The organism is Microbacterium sp. NPDC087868, assembly GCF_044900755.1.
Taxonomy (GTDB): Bacteria; Actinomycetota; Actinomycetes; order Actinomycetales; family Microbacteriaceae; genus Microbacterium; species Microbacterium galbinum.
Genome location: NZ_JBJDNO010000001.1, coordinates 742118 through 765114, shown reverse-complemented (window position 1 = coordinate 765114; position 22997 = coordinate 742118). Strand labels below are relative to the sequence as shown.

The following is a 22997-nucleotide window of genomic DNA, read 5'->3' as shown; positions in this document are numbered from 1 at the left end:
CCGTCGGGGCGCGGCGTTCGCGTTCTCGGTGTGGCACCTCGCGCCCGCTCAGCGGGTCGTGACACGCTGGACGCATGATCGACGAACCGCTCCCCGACGCCCTGAGTGCCGAGATCAACGCCGTGCTCGACGATGCCGGAGTGCATGCCGACCGTCGGCTCGTGATGAGGATGCTGCGCACCGCGATCCTGCTGGGGGAGGACGGCACCGACCGTCTCGACCTCAAGATCGCTTCAGCGGCGCTCGCGGAGATGCGCGACGCGTTCCGACTGTTCGCGCCGTACCGCGGTGTGCCCAAGGTCACGGTCTTCGGATCCGCTCGCACGCGCACCGACGATCCGCTCTACCGGCAGGCCCGCGACGTCGCGGCGGCGCTGGCGACCGATGGATGGATGGTCGTCACGGGTGCAGGGCCGGGGATCATGCAGGCCGCGGCGGAGGGAGCCGGGCCCGCACTCTCGCTCGGTGTCTCGATCCGCCTGCCCTTCGAAGAGAAGCCCAACGGGATCGTGTCGTCCGGTCAGGACCACGTCGTGGCGATGAAGTACTTCTTCACCCGCAAACTGATGCTCATCAAGGAGTCGGAGGGGTTCATCTGCCTGCCCGGCGGGTTCGGCACGCTCGACGAGATGTTCGAGCTCCTCACCCTTCAGCAGACGGGCAAGGCGGAGCCGATGCCGATCGTGCTCCTCGACGAGACCGGCGGGCGATTCTGGGAGGGGCTGCGCAGTTTCGTCGACGAGCACCTCGCGCCGGCAGGGGTGATCTCGGAGGGCGATTTCGATCGAGTGGTGATCACGGACTCCGTCGAAGCCGCGCGGGCAGAGATCACGGGGTTCTGGCGCAACTACGATTCGCTGCGCTGGTTCGGGGACACGCTGGTGCTGCGGCTCCGGGCGGAACCGACGGATGCCGAGCTCGCCGACCTGAACGAGCGCTTCGCGTCGATGTTGGCGTCCGACCGCATCGAGCGCGCCACCCCGCGATCCGTGGAGATCGCCGATGGCGATGCCGTCGACCTTCCTCGCCTGGCGCTCCGCCTCGATCAGCGACGCGTGGGCGACCTGTTCCGATTGATCGGCGCGATCAACGCCCTGCCCTCCGCGGATGCGCTGCCGGAGAGGTCGCCGTCGGCCTGACGTGGCGACCCGTGGCAGGGGCGGGGTATCGTTGTACGGATGTCGCGTGTGTGATTCCGCGCGACGAGAGCTGAATAGGGAGCCGTCATGGATATCGAACTGAGCCTGCTGCGTGGAATCGAGAAGGAGAAGGGGATCCCCTTCGACGAACTCGTCGCGATCATCGAGCAGGCGATCCTGACCGCCTACTCCAAGCACGTCTCGGCCGAGGGCGACCTTCCCGAGGGCGTGCGCGTCGACCTCGATCGCAAGACCGGTCACGTCGCCGTTCTGCAGGCGGTCTCCGACGACGAGGGCGCCATCATCGGCGAGGAGGACGCCACGCCGAGCGACTTCGGCCGCATCGCCGCTTTCGCCGCCAAGCAGGTCATCAGCCAGCGCCTCCGCGACATCGCCGATGAGGCCGTGCTCGGCGAGTTCCGCGGCAAGGAGGGCGACATCGTCGCGGGCGTCATCCAGCAGGGTCCGAACCCGCGGATGATCCATGTGGATCTCGGTTCCGTCGAGGCCATCCTGCCCCCCGAGGAGCAGGTTCCCGGCGAGGAGTACACGCACGGATCGCGCATCCGCGTCTACGTGACGAGTGTGGCGAAGGGGCTGAAGGGCCCGCAGATCACCGTCTCGCGCACGCACCCCGGTCTCGTCCGCAAGCTCTTCGCGCTCGAGGTCCCCGAGATCGCGGCCGGCCTCGTCGAGATCGTCTCCCTGGCCCGCGAGGCGGGGCACCGCTCGAAGATCGCGGTCAAGGCCAACGACCCGTCCATCAACGCCAAGGGTGCCTGCATCGGCGAGCTCGGCCGCCGCGTGCGCGCCGTCACCGAAGAGCTGTCGGGGGAGAAGATCGACATCGTCGACCACGACCCGGAGCTCGCGGCTTTCGTCGCGAACGCGCTCTCCCCGGCGAAGGTGACGAGCTCGTTCATCCTCGACGCCACCACCAAGGCCGTGCGAGCCCTCGTTCCCGATTACCAGCTCTCGCTGGCGATCGGCAAGGAGGGGCAGAACGCCCGTCTCGCCGCGAAGCTCACGGGCGCCAAGATCGACATCCAGCCGGACAGCGTCCTGGACTGAGCGCCCACCGTCCGCTCGGCACGCGCCGCCCGCGTGCCGAGCGAGAGGAAACGCAGGTGTAAGATGGAACCCGTACGAACGTGCGTCGGCTGTCGCATGCGTGCTCCCCGCTCCGCCCTCCTCAGGGCGGTGTCCCAGAACGGCATCCTCATCATCGATGAGCGCGCCGTCCTGCCGGGGCGAGGCGCGTGGATGCATCCGACGCAGGAATGCATGGCGTCCGCACTGCGGCGCCGCGCTTTCGGACGAGCACTCCGTGTGTCCACCCCTGTGGACACGCAGACCATCGAGAAACGGCTGAACGGCTATGGAAACAAAGTGAACGGCTCGAAATGAGACCCGTCCGCGACTAATGGTCTGCCCTGTCTGGGCAGACTGCCCCAGACAGGAGAATTGTGGCTGGTAAACCACGCGTACACGAGATCGCCGCCGAACTCGGCGTCGACAGCAAGGTCGCACTTGCAAAGCTGAAGGAACTCGGCGAATTCGTCAAGAGTCCCTCATCGACCATCGAACCGCCGGTGGCGCGCAAGCTGCGCGCGGCGATCGATGCCGACCCCTCGCTCAAGGCATCCGCTGAGACTGCTCCGGCTGCGAGCCCCGCCGCCAAGCAGGCAGCCGCCAAGCCGGCAGCGGCCAAGCCGGCCGGCAAGTCGGCGCCGACCCCGGGCCCCAAGCCCGGTCCCAAGCCCGCACCCGCACCGGTCGTCGAGACGCCCGCTGCGGAGGCTCCCGTTGCGGAGTCGTCCGCGCCCGCCCCGGCGGCCCCTGCACCGGAGGCGCCGGCACCCGCCGCGCCCGCCGGTGACAGCGGCGCGCCCAAGCCCGGCGCTCCGCGCCCGGGGAACAACCCGTTCTCCTCGGCCCAGGGCATGGGACAGCGTCCCACCGGTCCTCGCCCGGGCAACAACCCCTTCGCTTCGGCGCAGGGCATGGGACAGCGCCCGACTCCGGGCAACATCCCGCGCCCGCAGGCGCCTCGCCCCGGGGCACCCCGTCCGGGTGCTCCGCGTCCCGGCTCGCCCCGTCCCGGTGCCCCTCGCGGTGGCCAGGGCGGTCGTCCCGGTGCTCCGTTCCAGCAGCGTCCCGGCGGCCCCGGTCGTCCCGGTGGCGCCGGTGGACCCGGTGCCGGTCCCGGCGCACGTCCCGGTGGTGGCTTCGCCGGTCGTCCCGGTGGCGGCGGCGGTCGTGGCCGTGGTCCCGGCGGTGGTACCGCCGGTGCGTTCGGTAAGGGTGGCGGCAAGAGCAAGCAGCGCAAGTCGCGGCGGGCGAAGCGGCAAGAGTTCGAGATGCGGAGCGCCCCGGTCGTCGGCGGCGTCAACGTCACCCGTGGAAACGGGGAGATCATCCGCATGCGCCGTGGTGCGTCGATCGCGGACTTCGCCGACAAGATCGAGACGCTGACCGGTTACACGGTCCAGCCCGGAACCCTCGTCACGATCCTCTTCAACCTGGGTGAGATGGCCACGGCCACCGAATCCCTGGACGAGGCCACGTTCGAGGTCCTCGGCGAGGAGCTCGGCTACAAGATCCAGATGGTCTCGCCCGAGGACGAGGACAAGGAGCTCCTCGAGGGCTTCGGTCTCGACCTCGAGAAGGAGCTGGAGGAGGAGAGCGACGACGACCTCGAGATCCGTCCGCCGGTCGTCACCGTCATGGGTCACGTCGATCACGGTAAGACCCGACTGCTCGACGCGATCCGTCAGACCAACGTCATCGAGGGCGAAGCCGGCGGCATCACCCAGCACATCGGTGCCTACCAGGTGTGGACGGAGCACGAGGGCATCGAGCGTGCCATCACCTTCATCGACACGCCGGGTCACGAGGCCTTCACGGCCATGCGTGCCCGTGGTGCCCAGGTCACCGACCTCGCGATCCTCGTGGTCGCGGCCGACGACGGCATCATGCCGCAGACGGTCGAGGCGCTCAACCACGCCCAGGCGGCGAACGTGCCGATCGTGGTCGCGGTGAACAAGGTCGACAAGCCCGACGCCAACCCGTCGAAGGTGCGCCAGCAGCTCACCGAGTACGGGCTGGTCGCCGAGGAGTTCGGTGGCGACGTCATGTTCGTCGACGTCTCGGCGCGTGCCAACACCGGCATCCAGGAGCTCCTCGACGCCGTGCTGCTCACGGCCGACGCGGGTCTCGACCTCACCGCCAACCCGAACAAGGCCGCTCGTGGTGTCGCCATCGAGGCGAAGCTCGACAAGGGCCGCGGTTCGGTCGCGACGGTGCTCATCCAGTCCGGAACGCTCCGCGTCGGAGACGCGATCGTCGCCGGCACCGCCTACGGACGTGTGCGTGCGATGGCCGACGAGAACGGCGAGCAGGTCCTCGAGGCCTACCCGTCGCGTCCGGTCCAGGTTCAGGGTCTGAACTCGGTGCCCCGCGCCGGTGACGTGTTCATCGTCACCGACGAGGACCGCATGGCTCGCCAGATCGCCGAGAAGCGTGAAGCGGTCGAGCGCAATGCGCAGCTGGCCAAGGCCCGCAAGCGCATCTCGCTCGAGGACTTCACCCGTGCGCTCGAAGAGGGCAAGGTCGAGTCGCTCAACCTCATCATCAAGGGTGACGTCTCGGGTGCCGTCGAGGCGCTCGAGGAATCGCTGCTCAAGATCGAGGTCGACGACTCCGTCCAGCTGCGCATCATCCACCGCGGTGTGGGTGCGATCACCGAGTCCGACGTCAACCTCGCGACGATCGACAACGCGATCATCGTGGGCTTCAACGTCCGCCCCGACACGAAGGCGCGCGAGCGCGCCTCCCGCGAAGGCGTGGACATCCGGTTCTACTCGGTCATCTACAACGCGATCGACGAGATCGAGAACTCCCTCAAGGGAATGCTCAAGCCGGAGTACGAAGAGGTCCAGTCGGGTGTCGCCGAGATCCGCGAGGTGTTCCGCTCCTCGAAGTTCGGCAACATCGCCGGTGTCATCGTGCGATCGGGAACGATCACGCGAAACGCCAAGGCCCGCGTCATCCGCGACGGAGTCGTCCTCGCGGACGGCCTGGCGATCGAATCGCTGCGTCGCTTCAAGGACGACGTCACCGAAGTGCGTACGGACTACGAAGCCGGTATCGGCCTCGGCAAGTACAACGACATCCAGATCGGTGACGAGATCGAGACGACCGAGCTGGTGGAGAAGCCGCGCGGCTGATCCTCGTTGAGTCGCTCCGGCGATGGATGCCATCGGGATAACGGGAACCCCCAAGACCCCGACTATCCCGATGGCATCCATCGCCTCCGCAACAGTTTCACGCCGCTTCGGCGGTTGAAGAGAGAGAATCAAGCATGGCTGGAGAACGACAGGCTCGCCTCGCCGACCGGATCCGCGTGATCCTCGCCGAGCGGCTCGAGAAGGGGCTGCGCGACCCGCGGCTCGGCTTCGTGACGATCACCGACGTACGCGTGAGCGGTGACCTCCAGCACGCGTCGGTGTTCTACACCGTCCTCGGCACCGAGGAGGAGCGCATCGCCAGCGGCGCGGCGCTGACCTCGGCCACGGGGATGCTGCGCAGCGAGGTGGGGCGACAGCTCAGCACCCGTCTGGTGCCCACGCTGGAGTTCATCCCCGATGCGCTCCCGGAGAACGCCGACCACATCACCGCGCTGCTGCGTCAGGCTCAGGAGCGCGACGCGGAGGTGGCGAAGCTCGCCTCCTCCGCCTCGCACGCCGGCGACGCCGACCCGTACGTGCGCGCGGAGGACGAGGACTCCGACCGCTGATCCCGCCGGCGCGGAGACGCGTTGGGTATATCGGTCGATGACCGTCGCGGTCGCGGTTCTGCTTGCTACCGTCGCACCGGATGAGAAGCGTCTCATCCGGTGCGAGGGGGTGCATCATCGACGGCGCAGTGGTGTCCGGAGGAACGAGTCACGCGTGGGCGACGGTCGGTCCGTTGCTCGGCGAGCTGATCGACGAACAGATCGGGTGCGCGCCGCACGTGCTGTCGCGCCTCATGGTCGATCTGCACGCGAGTGCGCCCACGATCCGTCAGGTGGCGGCCGCGTTGACGCGCGGGCAGCGCCAGGGGCTGCTTCCGCTGCCGTCTCCTCTCCCGATGGTGCCCGCCGTCGTCGAGGCCTTCCGAGGGCTCGATCTCTCGGCGCGTGATCGTGCTCTTCTCTTCGCGCTGGCCGTGACGCTGACCGACGAGCTGGAGCCGCTGCTGGCCTTCGACGGACGCACGGCCGAGGATCTCGCGGCATCCGCGATCGGCGGGCATCTCGACCTGCACGCCGGCCGCATCCGTCTGCAGGACCGGCGACTCGCGATCTGGATATCCGACGGCATGGGGTCGGGTGAGGCCGCCCGGGTGCACGCGCGTCTGCACGAGGTTTTCGCGCGGCAGCGGCGCACGATCGAGGCGGACTGGCATCGAGCGCGCGCGTCGCTGGAGATGGACCCCGGATCCGCCCGCGAACTCACGCGGATCGCGAGAGGGCTGTCGGAAGCGGGGCACGCCGATCGCGCCCTGATGATCGCGCGCGAGGCGGCCGCGCACGCCGCGGGACGGGATCTCGACGAAGCCCGGATGGTCGCCGGCGCGGCCGCGATCGGGGGCGGGTACGCGCTCGAGGCTGCCGCCTGGCTGGGCACCCTGTTCCCGCACGGAACGGAGCGCTATCGGTTGCAGGGCCTCGCCGGCCTGCTCATCGCACAGGCTCACCTGCAGGGGTCGGTTCCCGAGTTCGACCTGGAGGCGCTGCGCCCGGCCACGGATGCACCGGAGGACTGGTACTCGATCGCTCGGGGAGCGGCGCTGGCCGTGCCCCTGTGCGCGGAGCGCGGTGACCGACGGGGCATGCGCGCCTGGCGGGAGTCGCTGCGGTACGCCTCTGCCCGGGTCGGTGTCGAGTCGAAGCTCCGAGACCCCGCAGTCGCCCTCGCGTGGCTGCTCGTGGGCGAGTCCGAAGAAGACGATGCCGAGGGCACGGGCCCGGTGACGGGAGGCCTGATGCGCGCGCTGACCTCCGCTCTCGACGGACGGATCGACGTCGGGCTGCGTCTGCTCGCGCATGAGGACGCGCTCGCGTCGGGTGTGGATCCGCTCGTGGAGGGATTCGAGCGGAGTCCGCTCGTCGATGCGTACCGCGCGGTCGCGCACGCCCTGCTCCTGGTCTGGCGCGGTGACATGGGCGAGGCACGCGAGCATCTGCTCACGGCATCCATGACGCTCCCGGTGAGCATGCCGTTCGCCGGACTCGGTGTCGTTCTCGCCCGCAGGCTCGACCTCGCCGTGCTCGGAGAACTGGGACCGTTCGCTCGTGCGCTGACCTGTGCGCTGCCGTCGGCTCAGCGGATCGATCTGCTGGTCGATCAGGGCATCGAGGCGTTCCTCGACGGAGACTTCGACGGAGCCGCCGGATTCGTCCGGCTGTGGCGCGAGCTCGGGGCACCGCAGACGTCGTTCGCCGTTCCCGGGCTCGAGGAGATCCGCCCGGGCGGTGACGAGGAACCGGCCGTGCGTCTCATCGAGCCCCCGGAGGTCAGCCTCGCCCGCTCGCTCCGTACACGCGTCGCCACCGCTCCCGATGTGCGCTGGCACTCCGAGCGCGACGAGGTCCTGCGCGCGGCCCGCACTCTGCGGTCGCCGTTCGCGCGCGCTCGCATCGAGGCGATGCTCGGTACCCGTGCGGCGATCCGCGGGGAGGCGGTCGTCGCTCGCGAGCACCTGCGCACGGCCCTCAGCCTGTTCGAGCTCTCGGGGGCTCACGCCTGGGCGCGATCGGTCGTGCGCCGGATCGCGACCCTCGACGCCGATGACGCATCTTCGGCGATCGATCCACTGGCGGCGTGCCGGGCAGCATGGTCGCAGCAGCTCACCGCGCGCGAGCTCGAGGTCGCGATGCGGGCGGCGGCCGGCGCGAGCAACCGGGAGATCTCGGAAGCGCTGGTGGTGTCCGTGCGCACGGTCGAGGTGCACATCGGACGGGCGTTCGCGAAGCTTGGCGTACGCTCGCGGGTCGAACTCACCGTGCTGGCTCACCGGACCAATCAGCTGCTGTGAGGAGTCAGTGCGGTAGCGCGATCTCTCCGTTCCCGGCCTCGGCGAGCCCGTCCGCGACGAGCGAGTCGATCGCGCGATCCCGTTGCAACGGATCCGGCCAGTCCGGCAGCAGATCCTCCAGGGCGATCCCTGCGGGGGCGATCTCCCTGAGCACGCGCAGCACCGCGCCGCGCGCCTGCCGATCCGATCCTTCGTAGGCCGCCTGCTTTCGGCGCGTGTCCACCGTCGCGGGACTCCCCGCGGCGAGCCACGCGCACCGGTCGGCGATCGGGCACTCCTCGCAGATCGGCGCGCGTGCGGTGCACACGGTGGCACCGAGCTCCATGACGGCGGCGTTGAACACCGCGGCGGCGGAGTCGTCCACCGGCATCTGCGCCTCCATCAGGGCGAGGTCGCGCCGTGAGGGAGGGCCCGGGTGCGCGATGCCGTCGACGGCGCGCGCGAGCACCCGGCGCGTGTTGGTGTCGACCACCGGATGCCTGTCGCCGTAGGAGAAGACGGCCACCGCGCGGGCGGTGTAGTCGCCGATCCCGGTGAGCGCGAGCAGCGCGGGGACGTCTCGGGGCACCGTTCCGTCGTGCTCGCGGACGACCTCCGTCGCCGCACGGTGGAGCCAGAGCGCGCGGCGCGGATAGCCGAGGTTCGCCCATTGCTGCACGACCTCGGCGGGGGAGGCCGTGGCCATGTCCGCCGGCGACGGCCAGCGTTCCAGCCACGCATCGAGACGGGGGATCACGCGGGCGACGGGCGTCTGCTGCAGCATGAACTCGCTCACGAGCACGCCCCAGGCGCCGAAACGCTCGTGGAACTCCGGCCGACGCCAGGGCAGATCGCGAGCCGCGGAACGGTACCAGTCGATGACCGGGGCGGCGATCTCCCGGTCGCGGTTCTCGGGCGTCTCCGGCATCCGACAAGCCTATTCGAGCCGCGACCGCGTGTTCGCCCGTGCGGCCGGGCACCGTAGGCTGGAGGGATGGTTCTGCCGGGCATCCTCCTCGTCGACAAGCCCGCAGGGCTGACCAGCCACGACGTCGTCGCACGCACGCGTCGTGCGTTCGGCACCCGCAAGGTCGGGCACGCCGGCACGCTCGACCCGATGGCGACCGGACTGCTCGTGATCGGCATCGAGGGGGCCACCCGGCTCCTCACCCACATCGTGGGCGCCGGCAAGACCTACGAGGCGACCATCCGTCTCGGACAGGCCACGGGCACCGACGACGCCGACGGAGAGATCACCGCGTACGCGGATCCCGCCGCCTGGGCGGACGTCTCCGACGCACGCATCGCCACGGAGATCTCGGCCCTGACCGGTGAGATCTCGCAGGTTCCCAGCGCGGTGTCCGCGATCAAGGTCGACGGTCGCCGCGCATACGATCGCGTCCGTGCGGGGGAGGAGGTCGTCCTCGCCGCGCGGAACGTCGTCGTCTCGCGCTTCGATGTCGTCGGCGACAGAGCGGGTGACGGCATCCGCGATCTCGACGTGATCGTGGACTGCTCGTCCGGTACGTACATCCGGTCGCTGGCCCGCGACCTCGGTGCCGCGCTGGGCGTCGGCGGGCACCTCACCGCGCTGCGGCGCACCCGGGTGGGGTCGTTCGACGTCGCGGATGCCGTCGACATCGATTCCCTCGAGGGGGCTCCGGTCCTCACCCCTGCGCAGGCCGCGGAGCTCATCCTGCCCGTGCTGTCCGTCTCCGCCGAGGAAGCGCGGGATCTGCGCCACGGGAAGCGACTCGCCGGCCAAGCCGGCCGGATCGATGCACCGCTGGTCGCGGCCATCGACGACGAGGGCGTTCTCGTCGGTGTCGTCGAGAAACGCGGAGGCGACCTCAAGAGCGCCATGAACATGCCGGAGAGTGCCCGATGATCCTGTGGTTCACCCTCGCCCAGATCGTGGTGGCGGTCGTCGCCGGAGCGTTCTGCGTCGTGGCGGGACTCGCCGGCCGTCGCCCGAGCGACTGGTCCGTCGGCGCCGTCGCCCTCGTCGAGGCCCTGCTGGTCGCCCAGGTGGTCACCGCGATCATCGCTCCGCTCGTGGGGAACCCGCCCACGGGGGATCTCCTCGAGTTCTGGGTCTATCTCGTCTCCGCCGTGCTCCTGCCGGTCGGGGCCGTGCTCTGGGCGTTGATGGAGCGCAGCCGCTGGAGCACCGTCATCCTCGGAGTTGCCGCCCTGGCCATCGCGATCATGGTGTGGCGCATGCACGTCATCTGGACCGTGCAGATCGCGTAACCCGGAGCCGCACACGGACGTCGGTCCCCTCTGGCGCATCTAGGATGGAATGCGCTATGAGCACCACCGCCCCCACCACCAGGATGACCGGAATCGGTCGCGTCCTCGTGATCGTCTACGCCGTCATGGCGCTCGCGGCCACCGGCCGGAGCTTCGTGCAGATCTTCCGACGGTTCGACGAGGCTCCTCTCGCGTACTCGCTCTCGGCCGTCGCCGCCGTCGTCTACATCCTCGCGACCCTGGCGCTCGTGCTCGCGAGGCGGCGCGGCTGGTACACGGTGGCCTGGGTGGCGATCGTCTTCGAGCTCACGGGTGTCCTGGTCGTGGGTCTGCTCAGCATCCTGATCCCCGAGCAGTTCCAGCACGAGACCGTGTGGTCGCTGTTCGGACGCGGATACCTCTTCATCCCGCTGGTGCTCCCGGTGTTCGGCATCTGGTGGCTGCGGACCAACCGGCCGGACGTCGCACGGACGACCGTCGAGGTCGACGCGTGATCGTCTTCCGCGATCTCGCCGAGGTCCCGGAGGGCTTCGGCCCCAGCATCGTGGCGATCGGCAAGTTCGACGGGGTGCACGCCGGCCATCGTGCCGTGATCCGACGGCTCGAGGAACGAGCGGCCGAGACGGGCGCGCGTTCCGTCGCCGTCACCTTCGACCGCAACCCGCTGGCGATCCTGCGGCCCGACCGCTGCCCCGAGAACGTCGTGACGGTGGAGCGCAAACTCGAGCTCCTCGGCGAGCTCGGTCTGGACGCCACGCTGCTGCTCACCTTCGACGAGGAGATGGCCTCGCTCAGCGCCGAGGACTTCGTGACCGAGATCCTGGTCGCGGCTCTCGGGGTCTCGACCGTCCTCGTGGGCGAGGACTTCCGCTTCGGGAACCGCGGTGCGGGCACCCCCGAGCTGCTGCGCGAGATGGGGCCCAGCCACGGGTTCACCGTCGAGGTGGTCGATGACGTCTACCTTCCCGGCTCCGCACGACGGGTGTCGTCGACGTGGATCCGCGAGCTCCTCATCGCCGGCGATGTGACCGGCGCCGCACGGGTGCTCGGACGCTCGCCCGATGTGCGCGGCGTCGTCGTCCACGGCCTCAAGCGGGGACGGGAGTTGGGGTACCCGACCGCGAACCTGTCGGCCGTCGTCGATGCGTTCGTCCCGGCCGACGGCGTGTACGCCGGATGGTTGATCGACCACGACACGAGCATCCGTCACCCCGCCGCGATCTCCGTCGGGACGAACCCGACCTTCGACGACGTGCTCGAGCGTCAGGTCGAGGCGCACGTGCTCGGCGAGACCGGTCTCGACCTCTACGGGCACGACGTCACCGTCGAGTTCACCGAGCGCCTGCGCGGCATGGTCGCCTTCGAGGGCATCGAGAAGCTCACGGCGCAGATCGCCGCCGACGTGAGCGATGCGGAGCGCGTGCTGCGCGAGCACACCGCCTGATCGGTCCGCCGCGCGCGTCGCCACGAGGGTTCCCCGCCCGGGATGGCGTAGAGTGGTCGCAGTCATCGTCGAATCTTCCGCGTCCTGCGCGCATCGGCGAGATGATCGATCTACATCCGCACGGTCCTGGCTCACGCCACACGCGGACAACAGAGCGCCGGAGCCCCTGGGGCGTTCCGGCCTTCACGCTCAGGAGGAGCATGCCGACCACGGCAACCGCCGCCACACGGCGCAAGAAGTCGTCTCGTCGCGATGACGAGGCGCCCCTCATCCCGATCCTCGCGCGCAAGGTGCGCGAGATCGAGGCCAAGTCCCAGCGCGGAAAGCTGGGACCGACCAACCGCGTCAAGTTCCAGGTGATCGCGTTCCTGGTACGCGAAGAGCGCGCCAGGGTCAAAGCGGATGCCGACATCGGTGATGCCGCACGCGCCGAGCTGCTCAAGCGGCTCGACGGCGTCGCGACCATCCTCGCCAAGACGGCGGCGCGCGACACGTCGCTCATCCAGCTGCTCGAAGCGGACCAGGCGACCTCGCCGGTCGCCAAGCGCATGCGCCGCGACTGGCTGCTCGAGTCCGGTGCGGAGCTCGCTCCGGAAGAGTTGATCATCGCCGATGCCGCGCCGGTTCAGATCTCCGTCGTTCCCGCGGCCATCGCCGAGCGTCAGGTGACCCCGCCGTCGGTCGAGGCCCGCCAGCTCGCGAACCCGTTCCTCGCCCCCGATCTCACGCCGCGCGTGACCACCACCCCGCGCCGTCGCCTCGACGGCTGGGAGCTGATGGGCCCGCTGTACAAGGCGTTCGAGACCGGTGCGGGCGGCTCGGCCGCCAGCATGGAGCTGCCTCCGGCACCCGAGTACGACCACATCTCGCCGAAGGGTCTCGAGGTGATGGTGCATCAGTCCCGCTTCCTCGAGGCGGTTCGCGACGGGCATCGCAGCTTCCTCCTGGCCGATGAGCCCGGCCTCGGCAAGACCGCCCAGTCGGTTCTCGCCGCCTCGGTCGCGGGCGCCTACCCGCTCCTGGTCGTGGTCCCGAACGTCGTCAAGATGAACTGGGCGCGCGAGGTCGAGCGGTGGACGCCGCAGCGGCGTGCGACCGTGATCCAGGGCGACGGCGACGACATCGACGCCTTCGCCGACATCTTCATCGTCAACTACGAGATCCTCGATCGCCATCTCTCGTGGCTGTCGTCGATCGGACTGCGCGGCATGGTCGTCGACGAGGCGCACTTCATCAAGAACCTGTCGTCGCAGCGCTCGCAGAACGTGCTGTCCTTGGCCTCTCGTGTGCGCGAGCGCACGCCCGGCGGGAAGCCGCTCATGCTGGCCTTGACCGGTACGCCGCTGATCAACGACGTCGAGGACTTCGACGCGATCTGGCGGTTCCTCGGCTGGACCACGGGGGAGAAGCCCGGTCCGGAGCTCATGGAGAAGCTCGACGCGACCGGATTCACCCCGGCGGACAAGGCGTTCTACCCCGAGGCGCGCGACGCCGTCATCTCGATGGGGATCGTCCGCCGCAAGAAGAAGGACGTCGCAGCCGACCTGCCCGACAAGCTGATCGCCGATCTCCCCGTGCAGCTCGACGACGAGTTCGGGCGGAGCATCCGCCAGGCCGAGCGCGAGCTGGGGGAGCGTCTCGCCGCCCGCTACCGTCGGATCATCGAGGCCCGTGGCGATCGCGGCCTCGCGCCGGGCGAGATCGACGACGACATCGTGCGTCTCGTCGCCCAGAACGAGCTCGAGGAGTCGAAGGCCGCCGGAACCGGGGGCGACAACGTCTTCACCATGGTCCGGCGTATCGGCCAGGCCAAGGCGTCGCTCGCCGCCGACTATGCGGCGCAGCTTCAGCGCTCGGTGGGCAAGGTCGTGTTCTTCGCGAAGCACATCGACGTGATGGATCAGGCGGAGGCGCACTTCGCCGCAGCGGGCATCCGCTCGGTCTCGATCCGTGGCGACCAGACGACGACGGTCCGTCAGCAGGCGATCGACGACTTCAACGGCGACCCCGAGGTCGGCATCGCGGTCTGCTCCCTCACGGCAGCGGGCGTCGGTCTCAACCTGCAGGCGGCGTCGAACGTCGTGCTCGCCGAGCTGTCGTGGACGGCGGCCGAGCAGACGCAGGCCATCGACCGCGTGCACCGCATCGGTCAGGACGAGCCGGTCACCGCGTGGCGCATCATCGCCGCGCACACGATCGACACGAAGATCGCCGAGCTCATCGATCAGAAGCAGGGCCTGGCCGCTCGTGCGCTCGACGGCGAGGCCGTCGACGATGCGGCAGCCGAGCCCGTGCAGCTCGGGGCGCTCATGCATCTGCTACGGGAGACGCTGCGCAGCGCGTGAAAAGTCGTTAAGAATCACGATTCTTGATCGCGATTCGAGGGCCGAGAAGGGCCATTCGGAGAAGTTGTGCCGGATGGTCCTTTTTCGTCGGCAAGATCTCCGGTTTTCGACGTGCTCGAATGGCGCTCGACGGGCGCATGGCACTAGTGTCGATCGCAGGCAGCGTCGCCTTTCCCCTTTCCTTCTCCCGAGCGTCTGAGGCAACAGCATGAAGATCGGAATCCTGACGAGCGGTGGCGACTGCCCCGGACTCAACGCGGTGATCCGCGGCGTCGTGCTCAAGGGCACGACCACTTACGACATCGAGTTCGTCGGCATCCGCGACGGCTGGCGAGGGGTCGTCGACGGCGACTTCTTCCCGCTCACGCGTCACGAGGTCAAGGGCCTCTCGAAGGTCGGCGGAACGATCCTCGGCACCAGCCGGACGAACCCGTACGAGGGGCCGCGGGGCGGCGCCGAGAACATCGCGAAGACGCTCGCGGCGCACAACATCGACGGCATCCTGGCGATCGGCGGAGAGGGCACGCTCGCGGCCGCCAACCGTCTCGCGAACGACGGCATCAACGTGATCGGTGTGCCGAAGACGATCGACAACGATCTGCGAGCGACCGACTACTCGTTCGGCTTCGACACCGCGGTGAACATCGCCACCGATGCCATGGACCGCCTGCGCACCACCGGCGATTCGCATCAGCGCTGCATGGTGGCCGAGGTCATGGGCCGCCACGTCGGGTGGATCGCTCTGCACGCGGGTATGGCCGCCGGCGCGCACGTCATCTGCATCCCCGAGGTACCGATGTCGATCGACGAGATCACCGCTCTCGTCTCGAGCGCGCACGACCGCGGTCGTGCGCCGCTCGTCGTCGTCTCCGAGGGCTTCACGCTCACCGGGATGGACACCGCCTACAGCGACAAGGGGCTCGACGCGTTCAACCGTCCCCGGCTCGGTGGCATCAGCGAGGTGCTCGCCCCCGAGATCGAGCGCATCACCGGTATCGAGACGCGTTCGACGGTGCTCGGACACATCCAGCGCGGAGGGTCGCCTTCCGGATTCGACCGGGTCCTCGCGACACGCCTCGGCCTGCACGCGGCGGATTCGCTCGTCGCCGAGTCCTGGGGCCGCATGGTCTCGCTGCGCGGCACCGACATCGTCGAGGTGCCGTTCGCCGAGGCGCTGGGCGAGCTGAACACGGTTCCCCGCAGCCGGTACGACGAGGCCGCAGCCCTCTTCGGCTGAGCGCGTCAGCTCGAATCAGGCGATCGCGCCGCATCGGGCCGCTCCTCGACGGAACGGACCCATGCGGCGCGATCGCCTTCTCTTCGCGCGGTCAGTCGGCGAGGCCGAGCGTGTCGAGCAGCCAGGCGAGCTCGAACGCACGCTCGCGCCAGGAGTTGTAGCGCCCGCTGACCCCGCCGTGCCCGGCGACCATCTCGCACTTGAGCAGGACGTCGGATGCTCCGGCCTCCCGCAGGCGGGCGACCCACTTCGCCGGTTCGACGTAGAGGACGCGCGTGTCGTTGAGCGACGTCACCGCGAGGATGCGCGGGTACTGCACGCCGTCGCGGACGTTCTCGTACGGCGAGTAGGACTTCATGTACGCGTAGACGTCGGCGTCGTGGAGTGGATCGCCCCACTCGTCCCACTCGATGACGGTGAGGGGGAGCGACGGATCGAGGATGGTCGTGAGGGCGTCCACGAACGGGACGGCGGCGAGCACGCCGGTGAACAGTTCGGGAGCGAGGTTGGTGACGGCGCCCATCAGGAGTCCGCCGGCGCTGCCGCCCTCGGCGACCAGGCGGTCGGGAGCGGTCACCCCGGTGTCGACGAGGTGACGCGCGCTCGCGACGAAGTCCGTGAAGGTGTTGCGCTTGTGCAGCAGCTTGCCGTCCTCGTACCACTGGCGGCCCATCTCGCCGCCGCCGCGGACGTGCGCCACGGCGAAGACGACGCCGCGATCGAGTTCCGACAGGCGGGCCACCGAGAACCCGGGATCGATCGAGTGCTCGTAGGAGCCGTAGCCGTAGAGGTGCAGAGGGCGCGGAGTTTCGCCGGGGGCGCCGAACTCCTTCTTCCACACCAGCGAGATCGGCACTCGGGTGCCGTCGTCGGCCGTCGCCCAGTCCCGCCGCTGCCCGTACTCGGTCGGGTCGTAGCCGCCGAGCACGGTGACGCGCTTGCGGAGCAGCAGCTCCTTCGTCGCGAGGTCGAGGTCGTACACGGTGCCCGGAGTGACGAACGACGTGTATCCGAGGCGGAGGAAGGGGGAGTGCCACTCCGGGTTGCCGCTCACTCCGGCCGAGTACAGCGGTTCGTCGAAGGGGATGTCCGCGACGGCGTCCGTCGTATAGTCGAGCAGACCCACCCGCTCCAGGCCTTCCGCCCGGTACTCGACCGTCGCGAAGTCGCGGAACGCATCGACGCCGAGCAGCCGCCGACCGGGCTCGTGAGACAGGATGATGCGCCGTGCGCCCTGGGGTGCATCGGCCGCGACCGAGACCAGCTCGAAGTCGAGGGCATCGTCGTTGTGGAGGATGAGCAGTCGGTCCTCACCGTCGACGACCGCGTGCTCGACCGAGTACTCGACGCCTTCGGCGCGCGGCCAGACGATCTGTGGCTCCGCCGTGAGAGGCCCGGCGAGATCCACCAGGTACTCCTCGCTCGTGATGCTCGAGCCGACGCCGATGACCAGGTACTTCCGGCTGCGGGTGATGCCCGCGCCGAGCCAGAACTTCTCGTCGGGTTCGTGGAACAGCTGGACGTCCTCGGTCACCGGGGTTCCGAGCGCGTGCAGCCAGAGAGTGTCGGGACGCCAGGCGTCGTCGCGCGTCGTGTAGAGGATGGCCGAGCCGTCGGGCGTGAAGAACGCGCCGGCGGTGTTCGGGATCTCGTCGGCCAGGGTCTCGCCGGTGGTGAGGTCGCGCACACGGATCGTGTAGACCTCGTCGCCCTCGAAGTCGGTCGACCAGAGCAGCTTCGTCGCGTCGTCGGAGGTGTCGAACGCTCCGAGGGAGAAGAACTCGTGACCCTCGGCCTCGACGTTCCCGTCGAGGAGCACGACCTCGCCGGGAACGGCGACGTTCGGCGTCAGCTGCGGGGGAGTCCAGTCGTCGGCGTCGGCCGCCGCACGGCAGTGGATCGGGTACTGCGCCCCCTCGACCGTGCGGCTGTAGTACCACCAGTCGCCGCGGCGGGTCGGCACCGAGAGATCGGTCTCCTGCACGCGGCCCCTGATCTCCTCGAACAGCGTCTCGCGGAGTCCGGCGAGGTGCGCGGTCTCGGCATCCGTGTGCGCGTTCTCGGCCTCGAGGTGCGCGACGACCTCGGGGGACTCCTTCTCGCGCAACCATTCGTACGGGTCGTCGAACGTGTCGCCGTGGTGGGTGCGGAGGGTCGAGCGTCGGTCTGCGATCGGGGCGTTGGTCACCGCTCCACGCTATCCCAGGTCGAGTTGACCGGCACCGGGGACGGTGGGAGGATTCAACGGGGCCGGTTAACGGAAGTCAAACCCACGGTGAACTCTTCGTTCGTCACGTCGATCTCGTCGACATCTCCCTCTTCCTCAACGACCGAAAGCGAACGGTGGAAACCGCAGCCCTCCTCGTCGTGCTGGTGATCCTGCTGGCACTCTTCTTCGACTTCACTAACGGCTTCCACGACACCGCGAACGCGATGGCCACGCCCATCGCCACCGGTGCCCTCAAGCCCAAGACCGCCGTGCTCCTCGCCGCGGTGCTGAACCTCGTCGGCGCCTTCCTGTCGACCGAGGTCTCCAAGACCGTCTCGCACGGGATCATCCACGAGGACGGCATCCAAGCCGCCGTCTTCCTGCCGATGATCTTCGCCGGGCTCATCGGCGCGATCACCTGGAACATGCTCACGTGGCTGCTCGGGCTGCCCTCGAGCTCGTCGCACGCGCTGTTCGGCGGTCTCATCGGCGCCACGCTGGTGGGCGTGGGCGTGCAGGGAATCGACTTCGGGATGGTGCTGTCGAAGATCATCCTTCCCGCCCTGATCGCGCCGGTCACCGCCGGGATCATCGCCTTCGTCGCCACGAAGGCGGCGTACTCGATCACGCGTCGCTACGACGGCAAGCCCGACGGCCGTGACGGTTTCCGCTGGGGGCAGATCTTCACGTCCTCGCTCGTCGCACTCGCGCACGGAACCAATGACGCGCAGAAGACGATGGGTGTCATCACCCTCGCCCTCATCACCGTGGGATGGCAGAACGCAGATCAGGCCGACCCGTACCTCTGGGTGATCATCGCCTGTGCGGTGACGATCGCTCTCGGCACGTACCTCGGCGGATGGCGGATCATCCGCACCCTCGGCAAGGGCCTCACCGACGTGAAGCCGGCGCAGGGCTTCTCGGCCGAGAGCGCGACGGCGGCCACGATCCTCGCCTCGAGCGCATTCGGCTTCGCGCTCTCGACGACGCAGGTCGCCTCCGGCTCGGTGATCGGTTCCGGTCTGGGCCGCCGCGGGTCGACGGTGCGCTGGCGGACGGCCGGTCGTATCGCGATCGGTTGGCTCCTCACGCTTCCGGCCGCCGGCGCGGTCGGCGCGCTGGCGGCGCTCATCGCCCTCTGGCTCGGAGGCTGGGGCATCGCGATCGACGCGGTCCTCGCCCTCGCCGTCATCATCGGGCTCTTCCTGCGCTCGCGGCGTGACGCGGTCACGCCCGCGAACGCGATGAGCGATGTGGCCGAGTCCGGCCTCGCGATCGATCTGCCGGATGCCCCGCCGCCCACGCGCCGCCAGCAGCGGATCGAGCAGGCCAAGGCCGAAGCCAAGGCCCGCAAGCAGGCGAAGGCGGATGCGCGTGCGCAGGGCAAGAACGGCACGCGCACGAAGAGCACGACCGCGGTCCGCGACGAGGCCGGCACCGAGAAGGGAACGGGCGAATGAGCGTCTCCATCGATTGGCTCGCCTTCTTCCAGGTGTTCGTCGCGGCGCTGATCGGCGCCGTCGCGATCGTCACCTTCTACGCCTTGGGTCTGCGCCTGCTGGTGCGCAGCGGGCACGCTCCCGTCGTGAGCCCCGCGGAGTTCACGGACGCGATCACGGTCATCACCGAGAAGGACCTCCGGCGAGCCGAGAAGCAGGCCGCCAAGGCGGCGCGCAAGAGTCCGCTCACCGACGGGCAGAAGCGCCTGTCGCTCGTCGGCGCGTACGGATGCTTCGCCCTCTGCGCGCTCGCGGTCGTCGCCGGCATCATCATCATCGTCGTCGGCCACTGACGGGCCAGGGCGCTCCGGCGTCCCACCCCCCCCGTCGTAGGCTGGTGCCATGCCAGGGCCCTACGTCTTCGGTCGGCATCAGCCGGCGTCGCACACGATCATCCATGTCAGCGACCCGCACTTCCTCGCCGGAGGCGCGCGCTTGGGCGGGCGCTACGACGTCGACGACACGTTCGCGCGCACGCTGGTCGCCATCCGAGCGGTTCACCCCTATCCGGCAGCGCTCGTCCTCACCGGTGACCTGACCGATCTGGGGGAGCCTGACGCCTATCGTCGCCTGCGTGCCGCGGTCGAGCCGGTCGCCCGGGAACTCGGGACGCAGGTGATCTGGGTCGCGGGCAACCACGACGAGCGACCCGCGCTGCGGGAGGGACTGCTGGACGCGCCCGCGACGGAGGAGCCCGTCACGGGTGTCTGGGAGATCGATGGCCTGCGCATCATCGCGCTCGACACCTCGGTGCCCGGCTGGCACCACGGCGACCTCGACGACGGCCAGCTCGCCTGGCTCGCCGACGTTCTGCGGACCCCTGCTCCGCAGGGCACGCTGTTGGCCATGCACCACCCGCCCCTGCCGAGCCACCTCCCGCTGTTCGACATCCTCGAGCTGCGCCATCAGGAGAAGCTCGAGGCCGTGATCCGGGGGAGTGATGTACGCGGCATCCTCGCCGGCCACCTCCACTACTCGTCGACCGGGGTGTTCGCCGGGGTGCCCGTGAGCGTCGCCTCCGCCACCTGCTACACCATGAACGTCGCGCGTCCGGCGGCCGAGGTCAACGGGATGGATGCCGCGCAGGCGTTCAACCTCGTGCACGTCTACCCCGACACCATCACGCATACCGTCGTGCCGGTGACGACGGCGCCCACCGGCGAGTACTTCTCGGAGGCGTGGCTCGAGAAGATGGCGGCGCTGGATCCCGAGGCGCGTCTGGAGGCGTTCTCGCGGAAGCCGACGCGCTGATGCGGTGCCCCGAGCGCGGCGAAGGCGCGGGCGTAGACTGGAGTCATCCCCCACTCCACTCATTCGCCACGACCCACAAGGATGTGACATGGCATCTGCCGCGCCGACCCTGACCCGTACTGAGACCGACTCCCTCGGGAGCATGGAGATTCCCGCCGACGCGTACTGGGGCATCCACACCGCCCGCGCCGACGAGAACTTCCCGATCACGAAGCGCCCGATCTCGGTCTACCCGGATCTCGTTCGCGCCCTCGCGATGGTCAAGCAGGCCAGTGCCCGCGCGAATCGCGAGATCGGAGTGCTCGATCCGGAGCGGGCGGATCTGATCGACCGCGCGGCCCAGCGCGTCATCGACGGCGAGTTCCACGACCAGTTCACGGTCGGGGTGATCCAGGGCGGTGCCGGCACCTCGACGAACATGAACGCGAACGAGGTCATCACCAACATCGCGCTCGAGATGGCGGGACACGAGAAGGGCGACTACGCGTTCCTCTCGCCGATCGACCACACCAACCGCAGCCAGTCCACCAACGACGTGTACCCGACCGCCGTGAAGATCGGCCTGTCGCTGACCCTGCGGGCGCTGCTCGAGGAGCTCGACCTGCTGCGCCGATCGTTCCTGGCGAAGTCAGGGGAGTTCCACGACGTACTGAAGGTCGGACGCACGCAGTTGCAGGACGCCGTGCCGATGACGCTCGGCCAGGAGTTCCACGGTTTCGCGACGACCCTCGGCGAGGATCACAGCCGGCTCACCGAGAACGCCTCGCTCATGTTCGAGATCAACATGGGCGCGACGGCGATCGGCACCGGCATCACGACCCACTCCGACTACGCGCCCGCCGTCCTCAAGCACCTGCGTGAGATCACCGGCCTCGACCTCGAGACCGCCACCGACCTCGTCGAGTCGACGAGCGACACCGGTGCATTCATGTCGTTCTCGTCGTCGCTCAAGCGCAACGCCATCAAGCTCTCGAAGATCTGCAACGACCTGCGCCTGCTCTCGTCGGGGCCGCAGGCCGGTTTCGGCGAGATCAACCTCCCCGCCCGCCAGGCGGGCTCGAGCATCATGCCGGGCAAGGTCAACCCCGTGATCCCCGAGGTCGTCAACCAGGTCGCCTTCGCCGTCGTGGGCGCGGACATGACGGTGACGATGGCGGTCGAGGGCGGGCAGCTCCAGCTCAATGCCTTCGAGCCGGTGATCGCGCACTCGATCTTCCAGTCGATCACCTGGATGCGCCAGGCGATGTGGACCCTCCGGGTGAACTGCGTCGACGGCATCACGGCCAACCGCGACCGCCTCGGGACCATGGTGGGTGCCTCGGTCGGCGTGATCACGGCGCTCACCCCCTTCATCGGGTACGCGGCCGCGGCAGCGCTCGCGAAGACCGCTCTGCTCACCAACCGGAGCGTCGCCGACCTGGTCGTCGAGGCCGGCCTCATGTCGCGGGAAGAGGTCACCAAGCAGCTGTCGCCCGCGCGTCTGTCCGGACTCGAGGCCGTCACGGCCGCGATCCCGATCATCCCGACCGACGATCTCATCGAGATCTGAGCGGAGACGGAAGAAGGGCGGATGCTTCGGCATCCGCCCTTCTGCGATTCCGCGTCCCGACGACGATCAGTCGAGGATGCGGCAGTGCGTCGTGAGTTCGCCGATGCCGTCGATGCCGACGGTGACGGTCGAACGGTCGCGGAGGAAGATCTGCGGATCGCGGGAGTAGCCGGCACCGCCCGGGCTGCCGGTGGAGATGAGCGTGCCGGGCAGCAGCGTGAGCGACTGCGAGAGGTGCGCGATGAGCGTCGCGACCGAGCGCACCATCTGGCCGGTCGTCGCGTCCTGCACGGTGTGACCGTCGACGACGGTCCAGATGTGCAGATCCTGCGGGTCGGCGATCTCGTCGGCGGTCACCGCGAAGGGACCCGTCGGAGTGAAGCCGTCGAAGGACTTGCAACGCGACCACTGCGCCTCCGCGAACTGGATGTTCCGCGCGGTGATGTCGTTGACGACCGTATAGCCCCAGACGTGGGAGAGTGCGTCGCTCGCCGCGACGTTCTTCGCCGGGGTGCCGATCAGAACACCGAGCTCCGCCTCGTAGTCGACCGCTTCGCTGAGGGCGCGGGGCCAGGAGGTCGTCTGCTGGTGACCCGTCAGCGAGTTCGGCCACAGGGTGAAGACGGTCGGTGCGGCGTCGGTCTTGAGACCCAGCTCGCTCGAGTGGGCCGCGTAGTTCAGTCCCACGGCCAGCACGGCCGGGGGCGCCAGAACCGCCGAGGCGAACGACCAATCGGCGAGCGGATGCCGGGGCGCGGCGCCGTCGGCGAGGGCAGAGCGGAGCAGGTCGAGTGCGGTGTCCCCGCGTTCGATGAGCTGCTGCAGCGTCGCCGGAGCGTCGGTGAGGAGGTCGGAGACGAGGATGGCGTCGGCGTCTTCCACCACGGCGAGAACCGCAGAGGGGGAATCCGGACGGCGCAGATGAGCGAACCGCATGCCTCTACGCTACCCGGTGGCTGCGCCCTGTCCGCGGAGGCGTCCGGTATACCGCTACCGGCATCGCTGCGGC

19 protein-coding genes are annotated in these 22997 nt (G+C 69.2%); 16 read left to right on the top strand and 3 right to left on the bottom strand.

Going from position 1 to position 22997, the window contains the following annotated elements:
• Positions 1-74 precede the first annotated feature (74 nt).
• The 6 genes from ACI2JZ_RS03845 to ACI2JZ_RS03820 all read left to right on the top strand — a co-directional run bounded on the left by ACI2JZ_RS03845 (position 75) and on the right by ACI2JZ_RS03820 (position 8222).
• Positions 75-1139, top strand: coding sequence for a TIGR00730 family Rossman fold protein (locus tag ACI2JZ_RS03845; RefSeq protein WP_404596553.1), 1065 nt, complete (start codon positions 75-77; stop codon positions 1137-1139).
• Positions 1140-1226: 87 nt separating this feature from the next.
• Positions 1227-2210 carry a transcription termination factor NusA gene (nusA, locus tag ACI2JZ_RS03840; protein WP_247622757.1) on the top strand — a complete coding sequence of 328 codons (984 nt, stop codon included), beginning with the start codon at positions 1227-1229 and terminating at the stop codon, positions 2208-2210.
• 63 nt (positions 2211-2273) lie between these two features.
• A complete protein-coding gene (locus ACI2JZ_RS03835) occupies positions 2274-2546 on the top strand; it encodes a YlxR family protein (protein ID WP_404596552.1) in 273 nt (90 codons plus the stop codon).
• Between the two features lie 59 nt (positions 2547-2605).
• Positions 2606-5368 (top strand): translation initiation factor IF-2, encoded by a 2763-nt coding sequence (gene infB / locus ACI2JZ_RS03830; protein ID WP_404596551.1) that lies wholly within the window; start codon positions 2606-2608, stop codon positions 5366-5368.
• Between the two features lie 134 nt (positions 5369-5502).
• Positions 5503-5937, top strand: coding sequence for a 30S ribosome-binding factor RbfA (gene rbfA / locus ACI2JZ_RS03825; protein ID WP_247622754.1), 435 nt, complete (start codon positions 5503-5505; stop codon positions 5935-5937).
• 128 nt (positions 5938-6065) lie between these two features.
• Positions 6066-8222, top strand: coding sequence for a LuxR C-terminal-related transcriptional regulator (locus tag ACI2JZ_RS03820; RefSeq protein ID WP_404596550.1), 2157 nt, complete (start codon positions 6066-6068; stop codon positions 8220-8222).
• Between the two features lie 4 nt (positions 8223-8226).
• Here the strand turns inward: ACI2JZ_RS03820 and ACI2JZ_RS03815 are convergent, their stop codons facing one another.
• Positions 8227-9129, bottom strand: coding sequence for an A/G-specific adenine glycosylase (locus ACI2JZ_RS03815; RefSeq protein WP_404596549.1), 903 nt, complete (start codon positions 9127-9129; stop codon positions 8227-8229).
• A 66-nt stretch (positions 9130-9195) separates the two neighbouring features.
• Between ACI2JZ_RS03815 and truB the strand changes: the two genes are divergently transcribed.
• From truB to ACI2JZ_RS03785, 6 genes are all read left to right on the top strand, one after another.
• Positions 9196-10089 carry a tRNA pseudouridine(55) synthase TruB gene (gene truB, locus ACI2JZ_RS03810; protein WP_404596548.1) on the top strand — a complete coding sequence of 298 codons (894 nt, stop codon included), beginning with the start codon at positions 9196-9198 and terminating at the stop codon, positions 10087-10089.
• Positions 10086-10454, top strand: a complete 369-nt coding sequence (locus ACI2JZ_RS03805) for a hypothetical protein (RefSeq protein ID WP_247622750.1) — start codon at positions 10086-10088, stop codon at positions 10452-10454. The genes truB and ACI2JZ_RS03805 overlap by 4 nt, the downstream gene beginning before the upstream one ends.
• Before the next feature lie 56 nt (positions 10455-10510).
• Positions 10511-10948: a hypothetical protein gene (locus ACI2JZ_RS03800; protein ID WP_247622749.1), complete on the top strand. Its 438-nt coding sequence runs from the start codon at positions 10511-10513 to the stop codon at positions 10946-10948.
• A complete protein-coding gene (locus ACI2JZ_RS03795; RefSeq protein ID WP_247622748.1) occupies positions 10945-11898 on the top strand; it encodes a bifunctional riboflavin kinase/FAD synthetase in 954 nt (317 codons plus the stop codon). Before ACI2JZ_RS03800 ends, ACI2JZ_RS03795 begins: the two co-directional genes overlap by 4 nt.
• 200 nt (positions 11899-12098) lie before the next feature.
• A complete protein-coding gene (locus ACI2JZ_RS03790) occupies positions 12099-14243 on the top strand; it encodes a DEAD/DEAH box helicase (RefSeq protein ID WP_247622747.1) in 2145 nt (714 codons plus the stop codon).
• 208 nt (positions 14244-14451) lie between these two features.
• Positions 14452-15480 (top strand): ATP-dependent 6-phosphofructokinase, encoded by a 1029-nt coding sequence (locus tag ACI2JZ_RS03785; protein WP_247622746.1) that lies wholly within the window; start codon positions 14452-14454, stop codon positions 15478-15480.
• Positions 15481-15571: 91 nt separating this feature from the next.
• On the opposite strand, the gene ACI2JZ_RS03780 is transcribed toward ACI2JZ_RS03785, so the two are convergent.
• A complete protein-coding gene (locus ACI2JZ_RS03780; RefSeq protein ID WP_404596547.1) occupies positions 15572-17668 on the bottom strand; it encodes a S9 family peptidase in 2097 nt (698 codons plus the stop codon).
• A 155-nt stretch (positions 17669-17823) separates the two neighbouring features.
• Here ACI2JZ_RS03780 and ACI2JZ_RS03775 point away from each other — a divergent pair, with 155 nt between their 5' ends.
• The 4 genes from ACI2JZ_RS03775 (at position 17824) to ACI2JZ_RS03760 (ending at position 21988) form a co-directional block, all read left to right on the top strand.
• Positions 17824-19149, top strand: a complete 1326-nt coding sequence (locus ACI2JZ_RS03775; RefSeq protein WP_247632408.1) for an inorganic phosphate transporter — start codon at positions 17824-17826, stop codon at positions 19147-19149.
• The gene (locus ACI2JZ_RS03770; protein ID WP_247622743.1) at positions 19146-19481 is read left to right on the top strand and encodes a peptidase; all 336 of its coding nucleotides are present in this window, start codon (positions 19146-19148) and stop codon (positions 19479-19481) included. The genes ACI2JZ_RS03775 and ACI2JZ_RS03770 overlap by 4 nt, the downstream gene beginning before the upstream one ends.
• A 49-nt stretch (positions 19482-19530) precedes the next feature.
• Positions 19531-20439, top strand: coding sequence for a phosphodiesterase (locus tag ACI2JZ_RS03765; RefSeq protein WP_404596546.1), 909 nt, complete (start codon positions 19531-19533; stop codon positions 20437-20439).
• A gap of 88 nt (positions 20440-20527) precedes the next feature.
• Positions 20528-21988, top strand: coding sequence for an aspartate ammonia-lyase (locus tag ACI2JZ_RS03760; protein WP_247622741.1), 1461 nt, complete (start codon positions 20528-20530; stop codon positions 21986-21988).
• 66 nt (positions 21989-22054) lie between these two features.
• On the opposite strand, the gene ACI2JZ_RS03755 is transcribed toward ACI2JZ_RS03760, so the two are convergent.
• Entirely contained in the window at positions 22055-22924 is an 870-nt protein-coding gene (locus ACI2JZ_RS03755) for a fumarylacetoacetate hydrolase family protein (protein WP_336640526.1), read from the bottom strand.
• Positions 22925-22997: the final 73 nt, after the last annotated feature.